This window comes from Roseitranquillus sediminis, assembly GCF_016918935.1.
Lineage (GTDB): Bacteria > Pseudomonadota > Alphaproteobacteria > Rhodobacterales > Rhodobacteraceae > Roseitranquillus > Roseitranquillus sediminis.
On sequence record NZ_JAFFOB010000005.1, the window covers coordinates 281847 to 303874 of the forward strand.

At 68.4% G+C, this 22028-nt stretch carries 23 protein-coding genes and 1 other RNA gene; 12 read left to right on the plus strand and 12 right to left on the minus strand.

Features of this window, described 5'->3' with window-relative positions:
• Positions 1-249 precede the first annotated feature (249 nt).
• From JM664_RS01890 to JM664_RS01910, 5 genes are all read right to left on the minus strand, one after another.
• Positions 250-1878: an ABC transporter ATP-binding protein gene (locus JM664_RS01890; protein WP_227418197.1), complete on the minus strand. Its 1629-nt coding sequence runs from the start codon at positions 1876-1878 to the stop codon at positions 250-252.
• The gene (locus tag JM664_RS01895; protein WP_227418198.1) at positions 1875-3032 is read right to left on the minus strand and encodes an ABC transporter permease; all 1158 of its coding nucleotides are present in this window, start codon (positions 3030-3032) and stop codon (positions 1875-1877) included. The genes JM664_RS01890 and JM664_RS01895 overlap by 4 nt, the downstream gene beginning before the upstream one ends.
• On the minus strand, positions 3032-4111 hold the full coding sequence (locus JM664_RS01900; protein ID WP_227418199.1) for a microcin C ABC transporter permease YejB: 1080 nt from the start codon (positions 4109-4111) through the stop codon (positions 3032-3034). Before JM664_RS01900 ends, JM664_RS01895 begins: the two co-directional genes overlap by 1 nt.
• A 4-nt stretch (positions 4112-4115) precedes the next feature.
• Complete coding sequence (locus JM664_RS01905) at positions 4116-5993, minus strand: extracellular solute-binding protein (protein ID WP_227418200.1); 1878 nt, start codon at positions 5991-5993, stop codon at positions 4116-4118.
• Positions 5994-6114: 121 nt separating this feature from the next.
• The gene (locus tag JM664_RS01910; protein ID WP_227418201.1) at positions 6115-6651 is read right to left on the minus strand and encodes a c-type cytochrome; all 537 of its coding nucleotides are present in this window, start codon (positions 6649-6651) and stop codon (positions 6115-6117) included.
• A 110-nt stretch (positions 6652-6761) separates the two neighbouring features.
• On the opposite strand from JM664_RS01910, the gene JM664_RS01915 reads away from it, so the two are divergent.
• Positions 6762-7595, plus strand: coding sequence for a prephenate dehydratase (locus JM664_RS01915; RefSeq protein WP_227418202.1), 834 nt, complete (start codon positions 6762-6764; stop codon positions 7593-7595).
• Here JM664_RS01915 and JM664_RS01920 read toward each other — a convergent pair.
• Together JM664_RS01920 and nudC are read right to left on the minus strand one after the other, a co-directional pair.
• Positions 7592-8050: an SRPBCC family protein gene (locus tag JM664_RS01920; RefSeq protein ID WP_227418203.1), complete on the minus strand. Its 459-nt coding sequence runs from the start codon at positions 8048-8050 to the stop codon at positions 7592-7594. The two genes, JM664_RS01915 and JM664_RS01920, sit on opposite strands and share 4 nt — an antisense overlap.
• A gap of 1 nt (position 8051) precedes the next feature.
• Positions 8052-8996 carry an NAD(+) diphosphatase gene (gene nudC / locus JM664_RS01925; protein WP_227418204.1) on the minus strand — a complete coding sequence of 315 codons (945 nt, stop codon included), beginning with the start codon at positions 8994-8996 and terminating at the stop codon, positions 8052-8054.
• Positions 8997-9189: 193 nt separating this feature from the next.
• Between nudC and JM664_RS01930 the strand changes: the two genes are divergently transcribed.
• The 7 genes from JM664_RS01930 (at position 9190) to recR (ending at position 15375) form a co-directional block, all read left to right on the plus strand.
• The gene (locus JM664_RS01930) at positions 9190-11163 is read left to right on the plus strand and encodes a bifunctional 2',3'-cyclic-nucleotide 2'-phosphodiesterase/3'-nucleotidase (protein ID WP_227418205.1); all 1974 of its coding nucleotides are present in this window, start codon (positions 9190-9192) and stop codon (positions 11161-11163) included.
• Positions 11164-11234: 71 nt separating this feature from the next.
• On the plus strand, positions 11235-11960 hold the full coding sequence (locus JM664_RS01935; RefSeq protein WP_227418206.1) for a DUF72 domain-containing protein: 726 nt from the start codon (positions 11235-11237) through the stop codon (positions 11958-11960).
• A 47-nt stretch (positions 11961-12007) separates the two neighbouring features.
• An RNA gene (ffs, locus tag JM664_RS01940) (signal recognition particle sRNA small type) lies at positions 12008-12106 on the plus strand.
• A 36-nt stretch (positions 12107-12142) separates the two neighbouring features.
• A complete protein-coding gene (locus JM664_RS01945) occupies positions 12143-12514 on the plus strand; it encodes a YidH family protein (RefSeq protein WP_227418207.1) in 372 nt (123 codons plus the stop codon).
• A gap of 56 nt (positions 12515-12570) precedes the next feature.
• Entirely contained in the window at positions 12571-14307 is a 1737-nt protein-coding gene (locus tag JM664_RS01950) for a DNA polymerase III subunit gamma/tau (RefSeq protein WP_227418352.1), read from the plus strand.
• Positions 14308-14425: 118 nt separating this feature from the next.
• The gene (locus JM664_RS01955) at positions 14426-14770 is read left to right on the plus strand and encodes a YbaB/EbfC family nucleoid-associated protein (protein ID WP_227418208.1); all 345 of its coding nucleotides are present in this window, start codon (positions 14426-14428) and stop codon (positions 14768-14770) included.
• A gap of 8 nt (positions 14771-14778) precedes the next feature.
• A complete protein-coding gene (gene recR, locus JM664_RS01960; RefSeq protein ID WP_227418209.1) occupies positions 14779-15375 on the plus strand; it encodes a recombination mediator RecR in 597 nt (198 codons plus the stop codon).
• A 73-nt stretch (positions 15376-15448) separates the two neighbouring features.
• Here the strand turns inward: recR and JM664_RS01965 are convergent, their stop codons facing one another.
• The gene (locus tag JM664_RS01965; RefSeq protein ID WP_227418210.1) at positions 15449-16222 is read right to left on the minus strand and encodes a DUF1013 domain-containing protein; all 774 of its coding nucleotides are present in this window, start codon (positions 16220-16222) and stop codon (positions 15449-15451) included.
• 124 nt (positions 16223-16346) lie between these two features.
• Here JM664_RS01965 and JM664_RS01970 point away from each other — a divergent pair, with 124 nt between their 5' ends.
• Together JM664_RS01970 and JM664_RS01975 are read left to right on the plus strand one after the other, a co-directional pair.
• A complete protein-coding gene (locus tag JM664_RS01970) occupies positions 16347-16970 on the plus strand; it encodes a ribonuclease T2 (protein ID WP_227418211.1) in 624 nt (207 codons plus the stop codon).
• Between the two features lie 100 nt (positions 16971-17070).
• Positions 17071-17634: a hypothetical protein gene (locus tag JM664_RS01975; RefSeq protein ID WP_227418212.1), complete on the plus strand. Its 564-nt coding sequence runs from the start codon at positions 17071-17073 to the stop codon at positions 17632-17634.
• Between the two features lie 15 nt (positions 17635-17649).
• Here the strand turns inward: JM664_RS01975 and JM664_RS01980 are convergent, their stop codons facing one another.
• Entirely contained in the window at positions 17650-18627 is a 978-nt protein-coding gene (locus tag JM664_RS01980) for an NAD(P)H-quinone oxidoreductase (RefSeq protein WP_406675757.1), read from the minus strand.
• Between the two features lie 13 nt (positions 18628-18640).
• On the minus strand, positions 18641-19345 hold the full coding sequence (locus JM664_RS01985; protein WP_227418213.1) for a COQ9 family protein: 705 nt from the start codon (positions 19343-19345) through the stop codon (positions 18641-18643).
• Between the two features lie 103 nt (positions 19346-19448).
• Here JM664_RS01985 and rpsU point away from each other — a divergent pair, with 103 nt between their 5' ends.
• Positions 19449-19655 (plus strand): 30S ribosomal protein S21, encoded by a 207-nt coding sequence (gene rpsU / locus JM664_RS01990; RefSeq protein WP_227418214.1) that lies wholly within the window; start codon positions 19449-19451, stop codon positions 19653-19655.
• Between the two features lie 326 nt (positions 19656-19981).
• Positions 19982-20821, plus strand: a complete 840-nt coding sequence (locus JM664_RS01995) for an ICP22 family protein (RefSeq protein WP_227418215.1) — start codon at positions 19982-19984, stop codon at positions 20819-20821.
• 39 nt (positions 20822-20860) lie between these two features.
• Here the strand turns inward: JM664_RS01995 and JM664_RS02000 are convergent, their stop codons facing one another.
• Both JM664_RS02000 and mscL read right to left on the minus strand, forming a co-directional pair.
• A complete protein-coding gene (locus JM664_RS02000; protein ID WP_227418216.1) occupies positions 20861-21442 on the minus strand; it encodes a transglutaminase-like cysteine peptidase in 582 nt (193 codons plus the stop codon).
• Between the two features lie 127 nt (positions 21443-21569).
• Positions 21570-22007, minus strand: coding sequence for a large conductance mechanosensitive channel protein MscL (gene mscL / locus JM664_RS02005; protein ID WP_227418217.1), 438 nt, complete (start codon positions 22005-22007; stop codon positions 21570-21572).
• Between the last annotated feature and the right edge of the window lie 21 nt (positions 22008-22028).

A 22028-nucleotide genomic window follows, 5' to 3' on the forward strand; every position in this document is an offset into this window, starting at 1 on the left:
GCCGGTGACCCGAATCGTGTCGCCGTCACCCTGCAGGTCACCGCTCAACCTCGCCGAGAAGATCACACCGCCGAGGCTCGTGTATCATATCTCGTGCACGGCCGCGCCCGCTGGCCCGGCGAGGACCAAGGCTGCGGCAAGCAGGAACGTCTTCACGACAGGACATCCGCTGAATGAACGGCATCACAGCACCGCGCACGAATGGACCCGGTGGGCCGGGAAAGGTTCCGGCGCCGGAGCGGACTCGACCTAACAGATGACTCCGGCGGCGCCCGCCGGGCCGCCGCTGCCCAAGTCGCCGAATGCGGCCGCCATCAACTCGCGCGTGTAGTCCGTCCGCGGCGCCTCGAAAACTTCATGGGCGTCGCCCGCCTCCACCACGTCACCGCGCTTCATCACGATGACCTTGTGGCTCAGCGCCCGCACCACCTTCAGGTCGTGGCTGATGAAGAGGTAGGCGAGCCCGTACTTGCGCTGCAATTCCCGCAGGAGCTCCACGATCTGCACCTGCACCGTCATGTCGAGCGCGCTCGTCGGCTCGTCCAGCACGACGAGCTTCGGCCGCAGGATCATGGCCCGGGCGATCGCGATGCGCTGCCGCTGGCCGCCGGAGAACTCGTGCGGGTAACGGTGCATCGTGTCGGGATCGAGACCTACCTCGGACATGATATCGGCCACGAGATGGCGCCGCTCGTCGCCCGACCCGCGCCGGTGCACGCTCAGGCCCTCGGCGATGATCTCCTCGACGGTCATCCGCGGGCTGAGGCTGCCGTAGGGATCCTGGAACACGATCTGCATGTCCGCCCGGAGGGGCCGGAGCTGGCGCGAGCGCCAGCCCTGGATGTCGCGGCCCATGAACACCACGGGCCCCTCGGACGAGATCAGCCGCATGATCGCCAGCGCCAGCGTCGTCTTGCCCGACCCGCTCTCGCCCACGATCCCCACCGTCTCGCCGCGCCGGACGGAGACGGTCGCGGCGTTCACCGCCTTGACGTGGCCGACGGTCCGCTTGAGCAGGCCGCGCTGGATGGGGAACCAGATCCTGAGGTCGTTCGTCGCCACCACCTCCTCGGCGCCCTCCGGCACCGGGTCCGGAAGTCCGGTCGACTCGGCCGAGAGCAGCATCTGCGTGTAGGGATGGCGCGGGTTCGCGAAGATCTCCGCCGTCGGGCCGTGCTCGACGATCTCGCCGTCCTTCATCACGCAGACCCGGTCGGCGATGCGGCGCACGATGCCGAGGTCGTGGGTGATGAAGAGCATCGAGAGCCCAGCGTCGCGCTTCAGCTCCGCCAGCAGCTCGAGGATCTGCGCCTGGATGGTGACGTCGAGCGCCGTGGTCGGCTCGTCGGCGATCAGCAGGTCGGGCCCGTTCGCCAGCGCCATCGCGATCATGACCCGCTGCCGCTGCCCGCCCGAGAGCTGGTGCGGGTAGGCACCGAGCCGGCTCTCCGGATCCTGAATGCCGACCTTGTCGAGCAGCTGCAGTATCCGCTCCCGCGCCGCCTTGCCCGTCAGCCCCTGGTGCAGCGCGAGGCTTTCGGCCAGCTGCTTCTCCAGCGTGTGCAGCGGATTGAGCGATGTCATCGGCTCCTGAAAGATGAAGCTGATGTCGTTGCCGCGGATCCGGCGGAGCTTGGCCTCGTCCGCGCCGACCATCTCCTCGCCGTTGTAGTGGATCGAGCCCGACACGCGCGCGCTGTCGGCCAGCAGCGAGACCGTCGAGAGCGCCGTCACCGACTTGCCCGAGCCCGACTCGCCCACCAGCGCCACCGTCTCGCCCCGCGCCACCTCGAACGAGACGCCGCGCACCGCCTGCGTCTCGACCGCGTCCTGCCGAAAGGCGACAGACAGGTCCCTGACCGTCAGGACCGCGCTCACGCGAAGGTCTTCCGCGGGTCGAAGGCGTCGCGGATCCCCTCGAAGATGAAGACCAGCAGCGAGAGCATGATCGCGAAGGTGAAGAACGCGGTGAAGCCGAGCCACGGCGCCTGCAGGTTCTGCTTGGCCTGCAGCGTCAGCTCGCCCAAGCTGGGCGCCGAGGACGGAAGGCCGAAGCCCAGGAAGTCGAGACCCGCCAGCGTGCTGATCGTCCCGGTGATGATGAAGGGCAGCATGGTCAGCGTCGCCACCATCGCGTTCGGCAGCATGTGGCGGAACATGATCGTGGTGTTCGAGACGCCGAGCGCCCGCGCCGCCCGCACGTACTCGAAGTTCCGCGCCCGCAGGAACTCCGCCCGCACGACGCCCACCAGCGCCGGCCATCCGAACAGCGCGGTCAGGAACACCAGCAGCCAGAAACTTCGCCCCAGGATCGCGAAGAGGATGATGATGATGTAGAGCTGCGGCGTCGAGACCCAGATCTCGATGATCCGCTGGAACGTCAGGTCCACCCAGCCGCCGAAGAAGCCCTGCACCGCCCCCGCCACGATGCCGATGATCGATGCGATCGTCGTCACGATCAGCGTGAAAAGGATCGACAGTCGGAAGCCGTAGATCACCCGCGCTACCACGTCGCGCGCAGTGTCGTCCGTGCCCAGCCAGTGCTTGGCGTTGGGCGCGGATGGCGCGGTGCCCTCGATGTCGTTGATGGTGTCGTAGCTGTAGGGGATCGGCGGCCAGAGCATCCATCCCTTTTCGATCGGCTCGCCCGCGACCACGCTGTCGTCCGCATCGGCGATGATCTCCTCCGGCTCGTCGAAGCACTCGACGAGGCCGCCGGAGACGATCAGGCACTGCACCTCGATGTCCGAATAGACCGCCTCTGTCTGGAAATCCCCGCCGAACGCGGTCTCGGGGTAGAAGTTGAAGACCGGCGTGAAAAGTTCGCCGCGGTAGCTCACCAGTATTGGATTGTCGTTGGCGATGAACTCGGCGCAGAGCGACAGGCCGAACAGCACCGTGAAGATGATCAGCGACCAGAACGCCCGCCCGTTGCGGCGGAAGTTGCGCCAGCGCCGCTCGTTCAGCGGGCTGAGCGCGATCCGCTTCGCGCGCGGCGTCGGCAGGCGCTGGGCTTCCTCGAGCGTGACCATCAGGTCTCCCTCGACTCGAAGTCGATGCGCGGATCGACGAAGACGTACATGAGGTCGCTGAGGATGCCGACCACGAGGCCGATGAGGCCGAAGAAGAACAGCGTCCCGAAGATCACCGGGTAGTCGCGCGCCACCGCCGCCTCGAAGCCGAGGCGGCCCAGCCCGTCGAGCGAGAAGATCGTCTCGATGATGAGGCTGCCGGAGAAGAACACGCCGATGAAGACGGACGGAAAGCCCGCGATGACGATCAGCATCGCGTTGCGGAAGACATGGCCGTAGAGCACCCGGCTCTCCTTCAGCCCCTTCGCCCGCGCCGTCACGACGTACTGCTTGCGGATCTCGTCGAGGAACGAGTTCTTGGTCAGCAGCGTCAGCGTCGCAAAGGCCGAGATCGTCAGCGCGATCACGGGAAGCGCGATGTGCCAGAAATAGTCCGCCACCTTCCCGATCAGGCTCAACTGCTCCCAGTTGTCGCTGACGAGCCCGCGCAGCGGGAAGATCTGCCAGTAGGACCCGCCGGCGAACAGGACCAGCAGCAGGATCGCGAAGAGGAAGCCGGGGATCGCGTAGGCGACGATGATCAGCGCCGAGGTCCAGGTGTCGAAGGTCGAGCCGTCCTTCACCGCCTTGCGGATGCCAAGCGGGATAGAGATGATATAGGCGATCAGCGTCGACCAAAGGCCGAGCGAGATCGACACCGGCATCTTCTCCCAGACGAGTTCGAGCACGCCGATCGAGCGGAAGTAGCTCTCGCCGAAGTCGAGGCGCATGTAGTCCCACATCATCGACAGGAAGCGCTCGAGCGGCGGCCGGTCGAAGCCGAACTGCGCCTCAAGCTCGGCGATGAATTCGGGCGGTAGGCCGCGTGCGCCGGCATAGCCCTCGCCCGTCTGCGACTGCAAGGTCTCGGAGCCGCCGCCGGCGATGCCTTCGAACACGTCGCCCGAGCCCTCGAGCTGCGCCAGGATCTGCTCGACCGGGCCGCCGGGGACGAACTGCGTCAGCACGAAGTTGATCACCATGATCCCGAACAGCGTCGGGATCACCAGCAGCAGCCGTCGGAGGATGTAGGCGCCCATGAGATTAGAGCGCGCCCTTCGCCTTCAGCGCGGCCTCCTTCTCGGGATCGACCCACCAGAGGTCGAGGAAGCCCAGCGAAAAGGGCGGCAGCGGGTCGGGGTGCTCATAGATGTCGTAGTAGGCCACGAAGTAGCTGTCGTTGTACCATTGCGGCACCCAGAACCGCTTGGCCCGGAGCACGCGGTCCAGCGCCTTGACGGCAGTGACCATCTCCTCGCGCTCCGCGGCCGCCATCACGACGTCGATCAGCCGGTCGATCGCCGGGTCGCTTACGCCAGCCGAGTTGAATACGTCGCCCAGCCCGTCGGTCCCGAAGTACTGCTTCAGGCCCGCTCCGGGCTCGTAAGCCATCGGGAACTGGTCCGTCGTCATGTCGAAGTCGAAGTTGCGCGTGCGGTCGGTGTACTGCGCAGGGTCGATCCGGCTGTAGCTGGCGTCCACGCCCAGCGCCTTGAGGTTCTGCACGTAGGGGTTGATGACCCGGTCGAAGGTCGGGCTGTCGTCGAGGATCTCGACGCTCAGCACCTGGCCGTCCTTGCGGCGCATCCCGTCGTTGCCGACCTCCCAGCCCGCCTCGTCGAGCAGGCGCGAGGCGCGGCGCAGGTTGCCGCGGTCGAGCTGCCGGTCCGGGTCGCTCTCCGGCGGCACCACGGCGGGCTCCGTCAGGATGCTGGCGTCGAGCAGCCCCTCGTCGACCAGCGGCTGCAGGAGCGCGAGCTCGCCCTCGGACGGCACCCCATCGGCGGCCAGCTCGCTGTTCTCCCAGAACGAGCCGATGCGGTCGTAGAGGCCGTAGAACAGCGTCTCGTTCGTCCACTCGAAGTTGAACATCAGCCCCAGCGCCTCGCGCACGCGCGGGTCCTGGAACTGCGGCCGGCGCAGGTTGATGGCGAAGGACTGGCCCGTGGCGATGGTCTCGTCGGGCAGCTCGACCTTGGCCACGGTGCCGTCCTGCACCGCAGGGAAGTCGTAGCCCGTCGCCCAGGTCTTGGACGAGTTCTCGTTGCGGAAGGTGTAGGCGCCGGCCTTGAACCCCTCGAAGGCCGCGTTCGAGTCGCCGAAATACTCCACGCGGATCGTGTCGAAGTTGTTGCGCCCCACGTTCAGGGGGTGGTCCGCGCCCCAGTAGTCCGGGTTGCGGCGATAGACGATGCGCTGGTTGATGTCGTAGCGGTCGAGCATGTAGGGTCCCGAACCCACCGCCGGCTCCAGCCGGCTCTCGTCGAGCCCCGCCTCGTTGGCCTCGAACCATGCCTTCGACATGATCGGCAGTCCGCCCACGCCCTCGATCACGTCGCGCTTCGGGCCCTCCTCGCGGAAGTCGAACCGGATCCGCCGCTCGTCCAGCACCTCGGCGCTCTCGACCTGCTGGCCGAGAACGGCGCGGTAGGATGGCAGCCCCTCCTCGAGGAACAGCTCGTAGGTGAAGAGCACATCCTCGGCCGTCAGCGGCGTGCCGTCCGCGAAGGTGACGTCGTCGCGCAGGGTGAAGATCACCCACTCGCGGCCCTCGGGATATTCGATCGTCTTGCAGAGCAGGCAGTAGGACGAGCCGATCTCGTCCGCGACCGTCGTCAGCATCGACTCGAAGAAGATCGAGGAGAGGTACCCGGCGCGCCCCTTGCGCGTATAGGGGTTCATGCTGTCGAACGTGCCGGACCACCAGAGCGACATCTCACCGCCCTTAGGCGCATCCGGATTGACGTAGTCGAGATGCTCGAAGTCCGCCGGATACTTCAAGTCGCCGAAGGTCGAGATACCGTGGGAGACGATTGTCTCCTGCCCGTCGGGCGCGTCCTGCGCGGCTGCTGCCCCGGCAAACGCCAGCGTTGCGGCCCAAAACGTCGACCTCGCGGCGAACGTGACGCGGTGCAGCGGCATTGTCCTTCCCTCCCAGGCTTTTCGGATCGGGTCAGGCTAGTTGCGCGGCGGTCTCTTTCACAAGCTTCTGGCTCTCAAGTTCCGGTGAGTCCCGCGTCATCGGCCACCAGATGTGCCGCGATCAGCTGCCGATGCTCCCGAGATAGGCAATGAGGTCGGCGCGGTCCTCGACGTCGGACAGGCCGCGATACGTCATCTTCGTTCCCGGCGCGTACTCGGAGGGGTTCGCGAGAAAGCCGTTCAGCTCCTCCGGCGTCCACGCCAGGCCGCTGCCTCCAAGCTCCGCGAGGGTAGCGGAATAGGCGTAGTCGGCAACGGTCGCGACCGGACGCTCCACAACGCCATAGAGGTGCGGCCCCGTCGCGTTCGCCCCGTCCTCGAGCCGGTGGCACGCCGAGCACTGCCGCCACAATCCCTCTCCCGCAGCCGCATCCGCGGCCGCAAAGACCTCGGCGAAGGCCACTTCCTCGACCGGCTCGCCGCCGCCCTCGTCTGCGTCTTCGACCTCGATCACGTAGGCCTGATGGATTTCCTCGCCGTCGTGGACGGGGGTGCCGACGTGGTAGATTGATTCGGCCGCCCAGCTTCCCATGAGGAAGACCAGGAGGGCGCCGCAGAATCCGCCGACGATCTTTACCCCAGTCATTGTGTCGAACATGTCGCGGTTCCGTCCAGCCCAGTTTCCGCGGGCTTAGTAGCCGCTTCCCTCGTGGGGGTTCAAGCGATATGAGCCGCGACCAAGTGCGCAGGGCGCGAAATGGGGGGAAGATGAGGGGACGCATCGCCTTTCAGGGCGAGCTCGGGGCTTACTCGCACCAGGCGTGCAGGGAGACGCGGCCCGACATGGAGCCACTCCCCTGCCGCACCTTCGAGGACGCCATCGAGTCCGTGCGAAAGGGCGACGCCGAGCTTGCGATGCTGCCGGTCGAGAACACGACCTACGGCCGCGTCGCCGACATCCACCGCCTGCTGCCGGCAAGCGGCCTGCACATCGTGGCTGAGTCCTTCGTGCGCGTGCACATCAACCTTCTGGGAGTCCACGGCGCGCGGCTGCACGACGTGCGGCGCGCGCTCTGCCACGTGGTGCTGCTGCCGCAATGCGGCGAGTTCCTGCGCGAGCACGGGATCGAGGGCGTCGTGACCTCCGACAACGCCCGCGCCGCACGCGAGGTGGCCGAGGCGGGCGATCCTTCGGTGGCCGCGCTCGCCTCCGATCTTGCGGCCGAGGTCTACGGCCTCGACATCCTCGCCCGGCACATCGAGGACCAGGCGCACAACACCACGCGTTTTCTACTGATGGCGCGCGAGCCCGACTACGCCCGCCGCGGCAAGGCCGGCATGATGACCTCGTTCGTGTTTCGCGTGCGAAACATCCCGGCCGCGCTCTACAAGGCGATGGGCGGCTTCGCGACGAACGGCGTCAACATGACCAAGCTCGAGAGCTACATGATCGACGGCAGCTTCAGCGCGACGCAGTTTTACGCCGACATCGAGGGCCATCCCGACGACCGCAACGTGCAGCTCGCGCTCGAGGAGCTGGCCTACTTCAGCACCAACGTCACGTTGCTCGGGGTCTACCCCGCCGACCCGCGGCGGCGCTAGGCCGTCCGCTCCTCGACCTCGCGCGCGAAGGCCTGCATCCGCCGCTCCACGCGTGTGTCGATCTGCCCCCGGATCAGCCGCAGCGACTGGATCAAGAGCCGCCCCGACAGCCCCTCCGCCGTCAGATCCACCACCGCCTCGAGACGCGTCCGGCCCGGCCCCAGCGGCTCGAGCCGCACCGTCGCCGTGCCGGTCGCGCCGCCGACTCGCACGACGCCCCCCAGCAGGTGCGGCGGATCGTGGCGGTCAACCAAGACCTCGAACGTCCGTTCCTTGCCGGCGAGGTCGACGGCGCCACGCCAGGTCATGCCCGCGCCGGGCCGGTCGAGATTGTCGGCCCGCTCCAGTCGCGCGCCCCGGTCCCGCGCCAGCCACTCCCAGCGGCCGAAGTCCGACACCTCGCCCCAGACCGCCTCGACCGGCCGCGCGACTTCGGCCTCCGCCTCGAACCGCACCTCAGTCCAGCCGGTCGGCGAGCCAGGCTTCCAGCAGGAAGCGGGCGATCGCGCCCGGCCGTGCGGGCAGGACGGCGTCGCTGGTCCCGGCAAGGACGTCCATCAGCTCCTCGCGCGTGAGCCAGCGCGCATCCTCGAGCTCGTTCGGGTCGAGCCGGATCTCGCGCCCCTCCGCCTCGCCGCGGCAGCCGATCATTAGCGAGCTCGGAAACGGCCAGGGCTGCGACGCCAGGTAGCCGACGCGCCCGACCCGCACGCCCGTCTCCTCGAAGGTCTCGCGCCGCACCGCTGCCTCCAGCGTCTCGCCGGGCTCCACGAAGCCCGCGAGCAGCGAGAACATCCGCTCCGGCCAGCCGGGCGAGCGGCCGAGGAGCACGCTGTTGCCGTGCGTCACCAGCATGATGACGACCGGGTCAGTCCGGGGGAAATGACGCGCGCCGCATTCATCGCAGAGCCGCGTCCAGCCGGCGTCGGCAGCCTGGCTCGCGCCGCCGCAGCGGGCGCAGAAGCGATGCGTCGCATGCCAGCCGAGCAGCGCCTTCGCGGTGGCCGCAAGCTCCGCCTCGCGCGGCGAGAGGCGCGTCATCCGCGCCCTCAGCTCGGCGAAGACCTCGCCACCCGTCAGCGCCGGATGCGTCTGCTCCGAAGGGTCGGAGAACGCGCCGAGGCTCGGCGGCAGCTCCGCCGGCTCCCAGCCGTCGATGGCGCGCGCGTAACACGGGCGCCCGTCGTCCAGGCCCAGGAACACCTCCTCGTCCCCGCCCTCGAGGACAGGGTGGCCGACCGGCAGCCACGCCAGCGCATCATCGGCCGTCAGAGGCTTGCCGCGCCAGATCGCGAGGACGTGCGCCCCGTCCCGCTCGGCCGGTTCCGCCGCCGCGCCGCGCAGATGCGCCGCCCGGTCGATGCCGCCGCCTCCGAAAGTCACCAGTTCGGCTTCGCGCATCCGACCTCCCCCGTCGCCCGGTCCGCGCGTCATGACACGGCGGCCACAGGGGCGCAAACCCCGGCGCCGCTGCGGCAGGTTCCAATATCGTTGACCGAACCCGTTCCTCCGCCTAGACGCGAAAGCATCTGACATGTCCGTCCAGCTGCCGTGCTGGGACAGAAGAAGGCCCCCAGCTTTTGCGGAGAACTCAATGCGCAACCCGTTCCCGATGAGCCGCCGCGAGTTCCTCGTGGCAGGTGCCGCCGGCACCACCCTGACCGTGCTGCACCCCTATTCGGCGCTCGCGCAGGAGAACCAGGCGCACCTGCGCCTGATGGAGACGACGGACCTGCACGTCCACGTCTATCCCTACGACTATTACGGCGACCGCGCGATCGACACGGTGGGCCTCGCGCGAACCGCCGCGCACATCGCCGACATCCGCGCCGAGGCCACGAACTCGATGCTGCTCGACAACGGCGACTTCCTGCAGGGCAACCCGATGGGCGACTACATCGCCTACGAGCGGGGCATGTCGGCAGGCCAGATGCACCCGGTGATCGAGGCGATGAACACGCTCGCCTACGACGCGGGCACGCTTGGCAATCACGAGTTCAACTACGGGCTCGACTTCCTGATGGCGTCGGTCTCGGGCGCCGACTTCCCGATCGTCTCGGCCAACGTCGCGACCACGCTCGGCGAGACGCCGACGCAGGACGAGACGCTGGTGCCGCCCTACGTGATCCTCGAGCGCGACCTCACCGATGGCGCCGGCAACGCGCACCGGATCCGCGTCGGCCTGATCGGCTTCGTGCCGCCGCAGATCATGACCTGGGACCGCAAGCACCTCGAGGGCAACGTCGAGGCCCGCGACATCGTCGAGACGGCCGAGGCCTGGGTCCCGCGCATGCGCGAGGAGGGGGCGGACGTCATCATCGCCCTCAGCCATTCGGGCATCGGTTCGCAGGAGCACACGCCGGGCATGGAGAACGCCTCGGTCCCGCTCGCCCGCGTCGCGGGCATCGATGCGGTGATGACCGGCCACAGTCACCTCGTCTTCCCGGGCGAGGACTATGTCGGCTTCGACGGCGTCGACCACGAGGCGGGCACGATCGAGGGGAAGCCCGGCGTGATGGCCGGCTTCTGGGGCAGCCACCTCGGCGTGATCGACCTGATGCTCGAGCGCGACGGCGAGGGCTGGCGCGTCGTTTCGACCGAATCGTCGGTGCGCCCGATCTCCGAGCGCAACGCCGCCAACGAAGTCGTGCCGACCGTCGAGAGCCAGGAGGAGATTCTGGAGGCGGTCGAGGAAGAGCACCAGGCGACGCTGGACTACATCCGCCGCGCCGTCGGCACCACGGCCGCCCCGCTCTACTCCTACTTCGCGCTGGTGGCGGACGACCCCTCGGTGCAGATCGTTTCGAACGCCCAGCGCTGGTACATCGAGCAGATGATGCAGGGCACCGAGCACGAGGGGCTGCCGATCCTCTCCGCCGCCGCCCCGTTCAAGGCGGGCGGCCGCGGCGGCCCGGACTACTACACCGATGTCCCCGAGGGCGACATCGCGATCAAGAACGTCGCCGACCTCTACCTCTACCCCAACACGGTCCGCGCAGTGCGCATCACCGGCGCGCAGGTCAAGGACTGGCTCGAGCGCAGCGCCGGCATGTTCAACCAGATCGAACCCGGCGCGACCGACGCGACGCTCCTGAACCCCGACTTCCCGTCCTACAACTTCGACGTGATCGACGGGGTCGAGTATCAGATCGACCTCAGCCAGCCGTCGAAGTTCGACCGCGACGGCAATGTCGTGAACCCCGAGGCCAACCGGATCGTGAACCTGACCTGGCAGGGCGAGCCGATCGACCCTGAGCAGGAGTTCATCGTCGCCACCAACAACTATCGCGCGGGCGGCGGCGGCAGCTTCCCCGGCGCCGACGGCACCACCACCGTCTTCGAGGGGCCGGACACCAACCGCGACGTCATCGTCCGCTACATCGTCGACCAAGGCACGATCCAGCCTTCGGCCGATGCCAACTGGCGCTTCGCCCCGCTGCCCGACACGACGGTCATGTTCGACACCGGCCCGAACGCCGCGCGCTACATCGCCGACGTCCGCGGCGTGGAGATCGAGGAGACGAGCGAGGTCCGGGAGGGCTTCGCCCGCTTCCGCATCCGCCTCTGACGATCAGCCGGGGCCGGCACCCGCCCGGCCCCGGCACCGAACCGCGGCGTCTCCCGCCGCGTTCCCGCCCCATGAGCGGGCGCGTCCATTTCGGCACCTCGGGCTGGACCTACGACCACTGGCTCGGCCGCTTCTACCCGCGCGAGGAGCGCAAGCTCTCGCGGCTCCAGCAGTACGCCCGCAGCTTCCGCTCGGTCGAGATCAACGCCAGCTTCTACCGGATGCCGACGCCGCGGGCGATGCAGGCGTGGCTCGACGAGACGCCGGACGACTTCGTCTTCGCCGCCAAGGTCAGCCGCTTCATCACGCACCGGAAGCGCCTGCGCGAGCCGGATATCCACATCCCGATCTTCTTCCCCCGCATCTTCCAGCTGAAGCCGAAGCTTGGCCCGCTCCTCGTCCAGCTCCCGCCGAACTTCCGCTGCGACATGGGGCGTCTCGCTGCCTTCGCCGACCTGCTGCCGCCGCACCGCTACGCGTTCGAGTTCCGCCACGAGAGCTGGTGGAGCGAGGAAGTCTACGACTACCTCCGGTCGCGCAACCTCGCCTTCTGCCAGTACCACCTCGCCGGCCGCCTCAGCCCGAACGTCGTGACGGCGGATTTCGTCTATGTCCGCCTGCACGGGCCCGGCGCCGCCTACCAGGGCTCCTACGACGACCACACCCTGCAGGACTGGGCCGCGTGGGTCGGGCGCTGGCGCGCCGAGGGCCGCGACGTCTACATGTACTTCGACAACGACGAGAAGGCCTACGCCGCCGAAGACGCCCGGCGGATGCAGGATCTCGTGCCGGCCTGACCAGACACGGCCTTGCGGGACGCGGCATCGCTGCGTATATCGCGCGGCGAGAGGTTGGCGCGGGCGGGCACCTCGCCAACCCGGTCAGGTCCGGAAGGAAGCAGCCGTAACGAGCCCGTGCTCGGGTCGTTGTCAGCCTCTCACCCCTCCCCTATCAAGTCGCGCGGCGCTAAGGTGCCTGCATGAGCGAACCCGGCAAGAAGACCGAGTGGGCCGAGGCGCGGACCGATTGGGCCGAGGACCGCACCGTGCTCGCCAACGAGCGCACCTTCGCCGGCTGGATGCGCACCGGCCTGGCCAGCGTTGCCGTTGCGCTCGGTCTCCACGCGGTTTTCCGCGACCTGCAGCCGACGTGGATCGCCAAGGCCGCGGCCTCGGTCTTCGTCATAGCGGCGATCTACATATTCTGGACGGCGTGGCATAACGGCAGGCGCACCGGCAAGCGCGTACAGAACCACGAGGTCAGCGATCAGTCCGGCCGGCGGATGACGACGCTCGCCATCCTCCTGTCGCTCTCGTCGCTCGGCGTCGGAGCGATCCTGTGGCTTCTCTGACGGTGGACGGCACCCGTCAGCGGCCTTAGGGTCGCCCGGTGCCGCAGCCCACCGACATGACCGAATCCCCGCAACCCGCCTACCAGGTCCTGGCCCGCAAGTACCGGCCGCAGACGTTCGCCGACCTGATCGGGCAGGACGCGATGGTCCGCACGCTCAAGAACGCGTTCGCCGCCGACCGCATCGCGCATGCCTTCATCCTGACGGGCATCCGCGGCACCGGAAAGACGACCACGGCGCGCATCGTGGCCAAGGGCCTGAACTGTATCGGAGCCGACGGCACCGGCGGCCCCACCACCGAACCCTGCGGCGTCTGCGAGCACTGCGTCGCGATCGCCGAGGGGCGACACGTCGACGTGCTCGAGATGGACGCGGCGAGCCGCACCGGCGTCGGCGACGTGCGCGAGATCATCGACAGCGTCCGCTACCGCGCGGCTTCGGCGCGCTACAAGATCTACATCGTGGACGAGGTCCACATGCTCTCGACGAGCGCGTTCAACGCGCTCCTCAAGACGCTCGAGGAACCGCCGGAACATGTGAAGTTCATCTTCGCCACGACCGAGATCCGCAAGGTCCCGGTCACCGTGCTCAGTCGCTGCCAGCGGTTCGACCTGCGCCGGATCGAGCCTGAGACGATGATCGCCCACCTCGCCCACGTGGCCGAGGCCGAGGGCGCCGGAATCGCGCAGGAGGCCCTGGCACTGATCACCCGCGCCGCAGAGGGCTCCGTCCGCGACGCGATGAGTCTGATGGACCAGGCCATCGCCCACGGCCACGGCGAGACGACGGCGGATGAGGTGCGCGCGATGCTGGGCCTCGCCGACCGGGGCCGCGTGCTCGACCTCTTCGATCTGGTGATGCAGGGCGACGCGGGGGGCGCGCTGACCGAGCTCTCGTCGCAGTATGCCGACGGCGCCGATCCGATGGCGGTGCTGCGCGACCTCGCAGAGATCACCCACTGGCTGAGCGTGGTGAAGATCACGCCCGAGGCCGCGGATGACCCCACGATCGGTCCCGACATCCGCGCCCGCGGTCAGGACATGGCCGACCGCCTGCCGATGCGGGTGCTGACACGGACATGGCAGATGCTGCTCAAGGCGCTGGAAGAGGTCGCGGCTGCGCCCAACGCGATGATGGCGGCCGAGATGGCGATCATCCGCCTGACCCACGTCGCCGACCTGCCCTCGCCCGAGGAGCTGGTGCGCAAGCTGCAGGAAGCCCCGCCGCCCGCGCCCCATTCGCCCTCGGGTGCACCGGCCCCGTCGCCCGGCGCGGCCGCCGTGCAGGCGCGGGCGGCGCAGGCGCCCCGCTCCGGCGGCGGACCTGCGGCGGCGCTCGCAGTCGAGCCCGCGACCGCCCTCGCCCGCTTTGGCAAGTTCGAGCAGGTGGTCGAGCTGATCCGCGCCAACCGCGACGTGCGCCTGTTGGTCGAGGTGGAGACGAACCTGCGGCTCGTCTCCTACGCGCCCGGCCGAATCGAGTTCCAGCCGACCGATGCCGCCCCGCGTGACTTGGCGCAGCAGCTCGGCCAGCGTCTCCAGGCCTGGACCGGGGTACGCTGGGCGGTCAGCGTGACCTCGACCGGCGGCGGCCGCACCATCGCCGAGACTCGCGATCGTGAGGCCGACGAGGCGCGCGCGCGTGCGCGCGAGCTGCCGCTGGTGCAGGCGGTGCTAGCGGCATTCCCGGATGCGGAAATCTCCGCCATCCGCTCGCCCGAGGCGGCGACGGCCGAGGCCGAGGACGCGGCCCTGCCCGAGGCGGACGACGACTGGGATCCGTTCGAGGACTGAGCATCCGCGTATGCACGGCGTATGCACGCGATCTGTACGTCCCGTGCCCCCTACCGCGCTTGTGACGACGCTGCCCACGGCGTATCACCGGCGCCGACCTCACCGAAGGAGCGAGACGATGTTCAAGGGAATGGGCGGCCTCGGCGACATGGCCAAGATGATGAAGGCCGCGCAGGACATGCAGGGCAAGATGACCGCCCTGCAGGACGAGCTGCGGTCGATCACCGTCACCGGCGAAAGCGGCACGGGCCTGGTAAAGGCCACAGCCACGGCCAAGGGCGAGCTGACCGCGCTCGACATCGACCCTTCGATCTTCGACAAGGACCAGAAGGAAGTCGTGGAGGATCTGATACTTGCCGCCATCAAGGACGCGCAGGCCCGGGCGCAGGAGCGGTCCAAGGAGGAGATGCGCAAGCTGACCGAGGAGCTCGGCCTGCCCGCCGACATGAAGCTGCCGTTCTAGGCGCACCGATGGGCGAGGCCACGCGCGAGATCGAGCGCCTGATCGAGCTGATGGCCCGCCTGCCGGGACTCGGCCCCCGCTCGGCCCGCCGCGCCGTGCTGCACCTCGTCAAGAAGCGCGCCGTGCAACTCGCCCCGCTGGCCGAGGCGATGCAGAAGGTCGCCGCCACAGCCCGGGAATGCGTCCGCTGCGGCAACATCGGCACGACCGAGCTCTGCGACATCTGCGCCGATCCCGCCCGCGCCACCGGCGAGATCTGTGTGGTCGAGGACGTGGCCGACCTCTGGGCGATGGAGCGGGCGGGCGTCTTTCGCGGCCGCTACCACGTTCTCGGCGGCGTGCTGTCTGCGCTCGACGCCATGGGTCCGGACGAGCTCGGCCTGCCCCGCCTCGCCCAGCGCATCGACGAGGAGGGCGTGACCGAGGTGATCCTCGCGCTCGGCGCCACGGTCGACGGGCAGACGACGGCCCACTACATCGCCGACTTGCTGGAGGGGCGCGCCAGCGTCACCACGCTCGGGCAGGGCGTGCCGGTGGGGGGCGAGCTCGACTTCCTTGACGACGGCACCATCGGCGCAGCGCTGAGAGCCCGCCGCGCAGTCTGAACAGCAGCCATTGGGGGAATGAGTACCGTGGTCCGAAGACCGCCGCATCATCGCGGCGGCCAGTCGGAAAGCGTCAGCGTGAGCCGCGGTCGTCCTCGTCCTCGTCCTCGTCCGAGGCATCGTTCGGAAGGTTGAAGAGGCTCTCCGCGTCCGGCACCTCGCGGTCGTCTTCCTTGTACTCCTCGCCGGTGTCGGAGAGCGTGAAAGTCTCGAGGCCGGCGATCGACGACGGGATCTTCGGCTCGGGCGAGGCGGCAAGCGACTGCTCCGTCGAGACCAGCTTGCGCCGTTCGTCATCGGACATGACCGCACCCTCCTCGGCCTTCTTCTGCGCGGCCTTCTGCACAGCCGAGTCGAGCTCGGTCTGCTTGCAGAGGCCAAGCGCAACCGGATCGATGGGCTGGATGTTCGAGATGTTCCAGTGCGTGCGGTCACGGATCGACTGGATCGTGGGCTTGGTGGTGCCGACGAGCTTGCCGATCTGGCCGTCCGTCAGCTCCGGGTGGAACTTGACCAGCCACAGAATGGCGGCGGGACGGTCCTGGCGCTTGGACAGCGGGGTGTACCGAGGGCCGCGCCGCTTTTCCTCTCCGAGGGCGGCGGCATTAAACTTCAGCTTGAGCCTGTAGTCGGTGTCCTTCTCGCCCCTCTCGATCTCGATCGGGTCGAGCTGGTTGTTCTGGATCGGATCGAAGCCCTTGACGCCTTGCGCCACGTCGCCGTCTGCAATGCCCTGCACCTCCAGCTCGTGCAGACCGCAGAACTCGGCGATCTGCTTGAAGCTGAGCGTCGTGTTGTCGACCAGCCAGACGGCGGTCGCCTTTGCCATGAGCGGTTTGCCCTGCATGTGATGTCTCCTCTGGCAAGACTTCCCCAGCCGGTGAAATCCGCTGGTCCGACTGGACCCGATCCGCGATTTCGGGGAACTTGGGTGCCATATAGTCGCCCAGGCCGCGGGAGGGAAGCGACAAATGCGTCTGACAGCGCTGCTGGCATTTTGCGCCCTACCCGCTTTCGCCGCGGGAGAGCAGGCGGGCGACTTCGACTACTACGTGCTGGCGATGAGTTGGCAGCCGACATGGTGTACGCTTGAGGGTGGCGACTCGCCGCAGTGCGACCGCGAGGCCGGGTGGACGCTGCACGGCCTCTGGCCACAGTACGAGCAGGGCTGGCCCAGCGACTGCCCCACCGGCGCGCGCGACCCGTCGCGTGACGAGACGGCGGCAATGGCCGACATCATGGGCTCGGACGGCCTCGCCTGGTACCAGTGGCGCAAGCACGGGCGCTGCGCCGGCGTCGACCCCGCCGACTATTTCGCGGCGGCACGGGAGGCATGGGGCAACGTGGTGCGACCCGAGGTCCTGCGACAGCTCGACGAGCCGGTGCGCCTGCCTGCGTCGGTCGTCGAGGAGGCGTTCCTGCGGGACAACCCGGACTGGACGGCGGACATGGTGACGATCACTTGCCGTGACGGCCTTATTCAGGAGGCGCGGCTCTGCCTCTCACCCGATCTCAAACCGCGCGCATGTGCCCCGGACGTGCGCCGCGACTGCGCGCTCGGCGATGCGCTCATGCTGCCGATCGGCAGCCGCTGAAGGCTCGAACACTCCATCTTCCTTAAGGTAATGTTTACCCGACTGTCGCGGTCCCCGCGTAAGGCTTAGCAAAGGGCTATTCAGATGAAGGCTTGAAGCGATGCCGACCATTACATCCGACGCCAGAGTCGCCCGCGCAATACTTGCCGCAAACCGCCCCGTTCCGTTCGGAAAGTCGCCGCCTTCGCCCGAGCGGATGGCGCGCCACCTCACGCTGGACGTCTGGTATGATCCGGAGCACCTTTTCTGCCCCACGGCCGGGGTGCTCGTCTATCGCGCCATCGACGACGACGGTCACTTCTGCTGGCTGGTCCGGCGCGGGAACGGGCGCGACGCGGTCAGCCGCGCCGTGAGTCCGTATGACACCGTGCCTTCGGACACGGGTGCGAATGACCCGTTTCCGCCTGCACCCGCAGCCGTTGCCGAACTCGCGACGTTGCTGCGCCGCACCGAGGTGCGGCTCGACCTCGTGCCCGGAGACTTCTACGGCATCCACGGCCTTGCGGCGGCACTTGGCCGGCGCGGGATGCCAGGATGGGCGGCGGCCTGGCTGATGCCGCTGATGCCGGAGATGGGCCGGGCGATCTGGCGCGCGCACCGCCGCAGCCTGGAGACGCGGCAGGCGCGCCTTGCGCTGGTGGCATCCACGCTCCTCACCGCGTGACGCGGGTGGCCGGCCTCAGCCGCCGGCCACCTCCAGAACGATCTTGCCGATGTGGGCGGAGCTCTCCATCCGTTCGTGTGCCTTCGCTGCCTCGGCGAGCGGGAACTGCGAGTCCATCACCGGCGCGACCTTGCGGGAAGCGAGAAGCGGCCAGATCTCGCTCTTCAGCGCCTCGGCGATCTGCGCCTTGGCAAGGTCCGACTGCGGCCTGAGGGTGGAGCCGGTGATAGTCAGCCGGCGCATCATGACCTGCGCCAGCGGCAGCTCGACCTTGGCGCCGCCGAGCAGCGCGATCTGGACCAGCCGGCCATCGTCCGCGAGTGCCTTGAGGTTTCGCGGCAGGTAGTCGCCGCCGACCATATCGAGAATCAGGTCCGCGCCGCCCTCCGCGCGGACGATCTCGACGAAATCCTCCTCGCGGTAGTTGATGGCGCGCTCCGCGCCAAGCTTCTCGCAGGCGGCGCACTTCTCGGCCGTTCCCGCCGTGGCGAAGACACGGGCGCCGAACTGGTGCGCGACCTGGATCGCCGTAGTGCCGATACCCGACGAGCCGCCGTGCACGAGAAAGCGCTCCCCCGCCCGCAGCCGACCGCGGTCGAAGACGTTGGTCCAGACGGTGAATAACGTCTCGGGCAGGCAGGCCGCCTCGCGCAGTCCCATCCCCGGCGGCACCGGCAGCACGTGGGCCGCGGGTGTGGCGACGTACTCGGCGTATCCGCCCCCCGGCAGCAGCGCGCACACCTGGTCGCCGACCGACCACTCCGCAGCGCCGGTTCCGACGGCCGCGACCACGCCCGATGCCTCCAGCCCCGGCAGGTCCGACGCGCCCGGCGGCGGGGCGTATTGCCCGGCCCGCTGCGCCGCGTCGGGACGGTTCACGCCCGCCCAGGCCACCTTGATGAGGATCTGCCCGTGGGCGGGATGCGGCACCTCGCGGTCGGCCTCGACCAGCACCTCGGGTCCGCCGGGACGTGAGATCTCGATCACCCGCATTCGGGCCGGCAGGTCACTCACCGGAAGCTCCGAAGGACGATCCGCCCGGCAGGTCGTCGCGCCGTGCCGCCGAGGGCGCGCGAATCCGGCTCATCAGCCAGTTCGGCACCGCCATCAGCGGTCGCAGCGCCGAATTGTCGTTGATCGAGCCCTTCATCTTCTCGAAGCTCATCACGTCGTCGATGCGGCGGTCGAGAAATCCCCAGGTGTCCTGATGATTCAGACTGTCGTCGCCCAGCCAGTAGAGCACCGTCGAGCCGTAGACGCCCGAGAGCGTCGCACGCTTGGTGTACCAGTTCGCATCCTCGGACGTGTCGCCGAGCGCCGTCCAGATCGCGTCCGCCGTGTTCCAGATCGCTCGAGCGCCGTCGGCGGCATACTGCGGCAGCGCGAAGAGGGTCGTGCCGCGGCGCACTGCCTCGCGATCCTCGACCGCCTCGATCCGGTAGCGCACGGCGGCCGCGATCTTGTCGCGAAAACGGAGGTGGCCCAGATCCTCGGACTTCAGCCGCGCAACCATCGCCGCGTCCCCACGCCGGTGGAAAGCCAGCGCGAGGTCGACAGATCCGCGCGGGAAAGCGAGCCGCGCCCGGTCCCGGTCGATACCCGCATCGCGGCAGGCGGCCCTGAAGGTCGTCTCGGACCATCCGTCGAACGGCACGTGCACAAGGGCCGCGTCCAGCAGGCGGTCTCTGACGTCGTCGGTGCTGCTCGGCATCTCCTGCTCCCTTATCGTGCGGTGGACAAGCTAGAGGCGCTTTGCTATAGGGCCACCTCCTGCAGACCAACGCAACTCCAACCGGAAAGGTGGTGACAACCACATGCAGGTCAGTGTTCGCGACAACAACGTCGATCAGGCGCTCCGCGCCCTGAAGAAGAAGTTGCAGCGCGAGGGCGTGTTCCGCGAGATGAAGCTAAGGCAGCATTTCGAAAAGCCGTCCGAGGAGAAGGCGCGCAAGCGAGCCGAAGCCGTTCGGCGCGCGCGCAAGCTCGCACGCAAGAAGGCACAGCGCGAAGGGATGCTCTGAGCATCACCGGCGCTTTACGGGGCCTGAGCCCCGACAGACGACCCCCGCGGCAGCCAGCCCGGGGGTTTGTCGTTCCCGGGGCACGCCCTCCACAAGGTCTCATGCCGCGCCCGTCACGCTCAAGCGCACGTTAAGCAACCGGCGGTAGGGCGCGAGCCGTCGGAGGGGCAGGACGCCACCTCTGCGATACCAGCCCCGGAGTGTTCAGAATGAACCGAAAGCCTGCCATCCTTCTCGCCGCCACGCTCGTTGGCGGCTTAATCCTGGCGTCGGACGCCGCCGCACAGGGCGTCGAAGAGTGGAACCGCTACTGCCGCATGGAGCCGATGACGCCGCTGGACGCGCGGCGCGCGAGCCGCATGCGCGACTACGATGCCATGCTCCGCTACATGATGAACGCCTGCCCGGAAGCGGCGCTGGCCATGACCGACCTCGCCACCGGCACGATCGGCGGCTCGGCGACGAACGACACGAATCCCGGACGTGAGGATGAGCCGGGGCGCAGCAACTGGCTCGCCGCACTGTTCGCACCGTCGACCCCTGCCGTGACCACGCCGGAGCAGCCGGTGGTCGACGCTGCCACTCCTGGGATCGAGCAGCCGGAGTCGGAACAGCCTGGCGATGGCGCGGCCGGTGCAACCGATGAAGCCGAACTTGCCGGACCCGGAAGCGACCTCTCTGCTCCGGACGCGCAGACCGATACGAGTGTTGATTCCGCTGCGCCTCACACCGGTTCCGAAGGCGCGGACGGCGGCACCGAAGGATCGTCTCGCAACACAGACACCACGGACGACGCAGGCGACGCATCCGGCACCGAGGACAGCTCCTCCGCTGGCGAAATCCCCTCGGCTGGCGGAGACGCACCGTCGGCTGGAGAGGGTGCGCCCGACTACGGCGGGTCCGGTGGCCAAGTTGAACCGGCCACTCCGTCCTTCGAGCCGTCTGATCCGGCGACGGGCGGCAACCCGACGGGCGGAAACGACGTCACCAGCGGTTCCGGAAACAACGGCAACGGCAACGGCAACGGCAACGGCAAGTCCAACGGGAACGGGACCGACAAAGGCAAGGGCGGCTCGAAAGGCAACAACGGCCACGGCAACGGCTCCGAGGGTGCCAGTCCCGGGCGCGGCCACGGCGCCAACGACGACGAGAGCCCGAGAGGCTGAAGCGAGGGCCGAGGGCTGAGAGGCGCCTTTCGCGCCAGTTCAGCCCTCCAGCACCGCGACCCAGCCGGCAGCGTCCTGCGGGTTCTGCATCCGCAAGAACATGTAGCCAGTGCGGTGCCACGGCAGGACCCTGTCCGTGAGATTGTCGAGCACGAGGTCGCCGCTCTCGGTGCGGATTACCAAGACCGCGTGGGACTTCCTCTTCCGGTCGAGAACGGAGGCGAGCATCAGTCGGTCGGCCGGCAGACCTCGCGCGATGAGTTCGCGCTTCTTGATCAGCGCGAAGTCCTCGCAGTCACCGCCGCGCGAGGTCGGCAGCGCCCAGACCTCCTCGCGACCGTACTGCGATTGGTCGCTGATCTCGCGGAATTGCTGGTTGACTGCGCGCGAGACCCGCTTCGCCACGTCGACCTGCTCAGGCGTCAGCGGAGCCGACGCTGCCGAGCGCGCGCACGCCCAGTCGTAGGTCTGGCACAGTGCCTGCGCTCCAGATGGCGGATCGACGGCCATGCGTGCGCCGAGGAATGCGCCCGCATCGGCGGATGGAGCCGCCAGCGCGGTTCCAAGGATGACGAGCGGTGCGAGCACATCTCGCGGCGACAGGCGCTCCGGCCAGGGCATGGTCGTACTCCGACAGCCGGGGATCGCTTCCCCGGCCGCCGAAGTTGCCGCAGATCGTGACAAGATTGCGGCACAGCGTGGACCACAACGGCGCGCTTGGTTTCAAGTTGAGGCGAATACGCGGGTGTCAGACCGCGCGGCCGCGCAGCGCGTCGCGGATCTCGATCAGGATCTCCTTTTCCGAGGGGCCGGCCGGCTCCTCCGCCGTCGCCTCTTCCTGCGCTTTGCGTTCGGTTGCCTGCTTGATGCGGTTCACCATCTTCACCAGCATGAATACGGCGAAGGCAACGATCAGGAAATTGATGACCGCCATAAGGAAGGCGCCGACGGCGAACACCGGCTCGCCCGAGGTTCGCGCCTCCTCCAGGCTGGCGTACTGGCCGTCACCGAGCACGTAGAACCATCCCGAGAAGTCGATCCCGCCGGTGAAGATCGCAATGATCGGGTTGATGAGGTCGCCGACGAGCGACGTCACGATGGCGGTGAATGCGGCACCGACGATGATGCCGACCGCCATGTCCATGACGTTGCCGCGGGCGATGAATTCGCGGAACTCCTGCAGCATGAGCCTCTCCAAGCCTGTCCC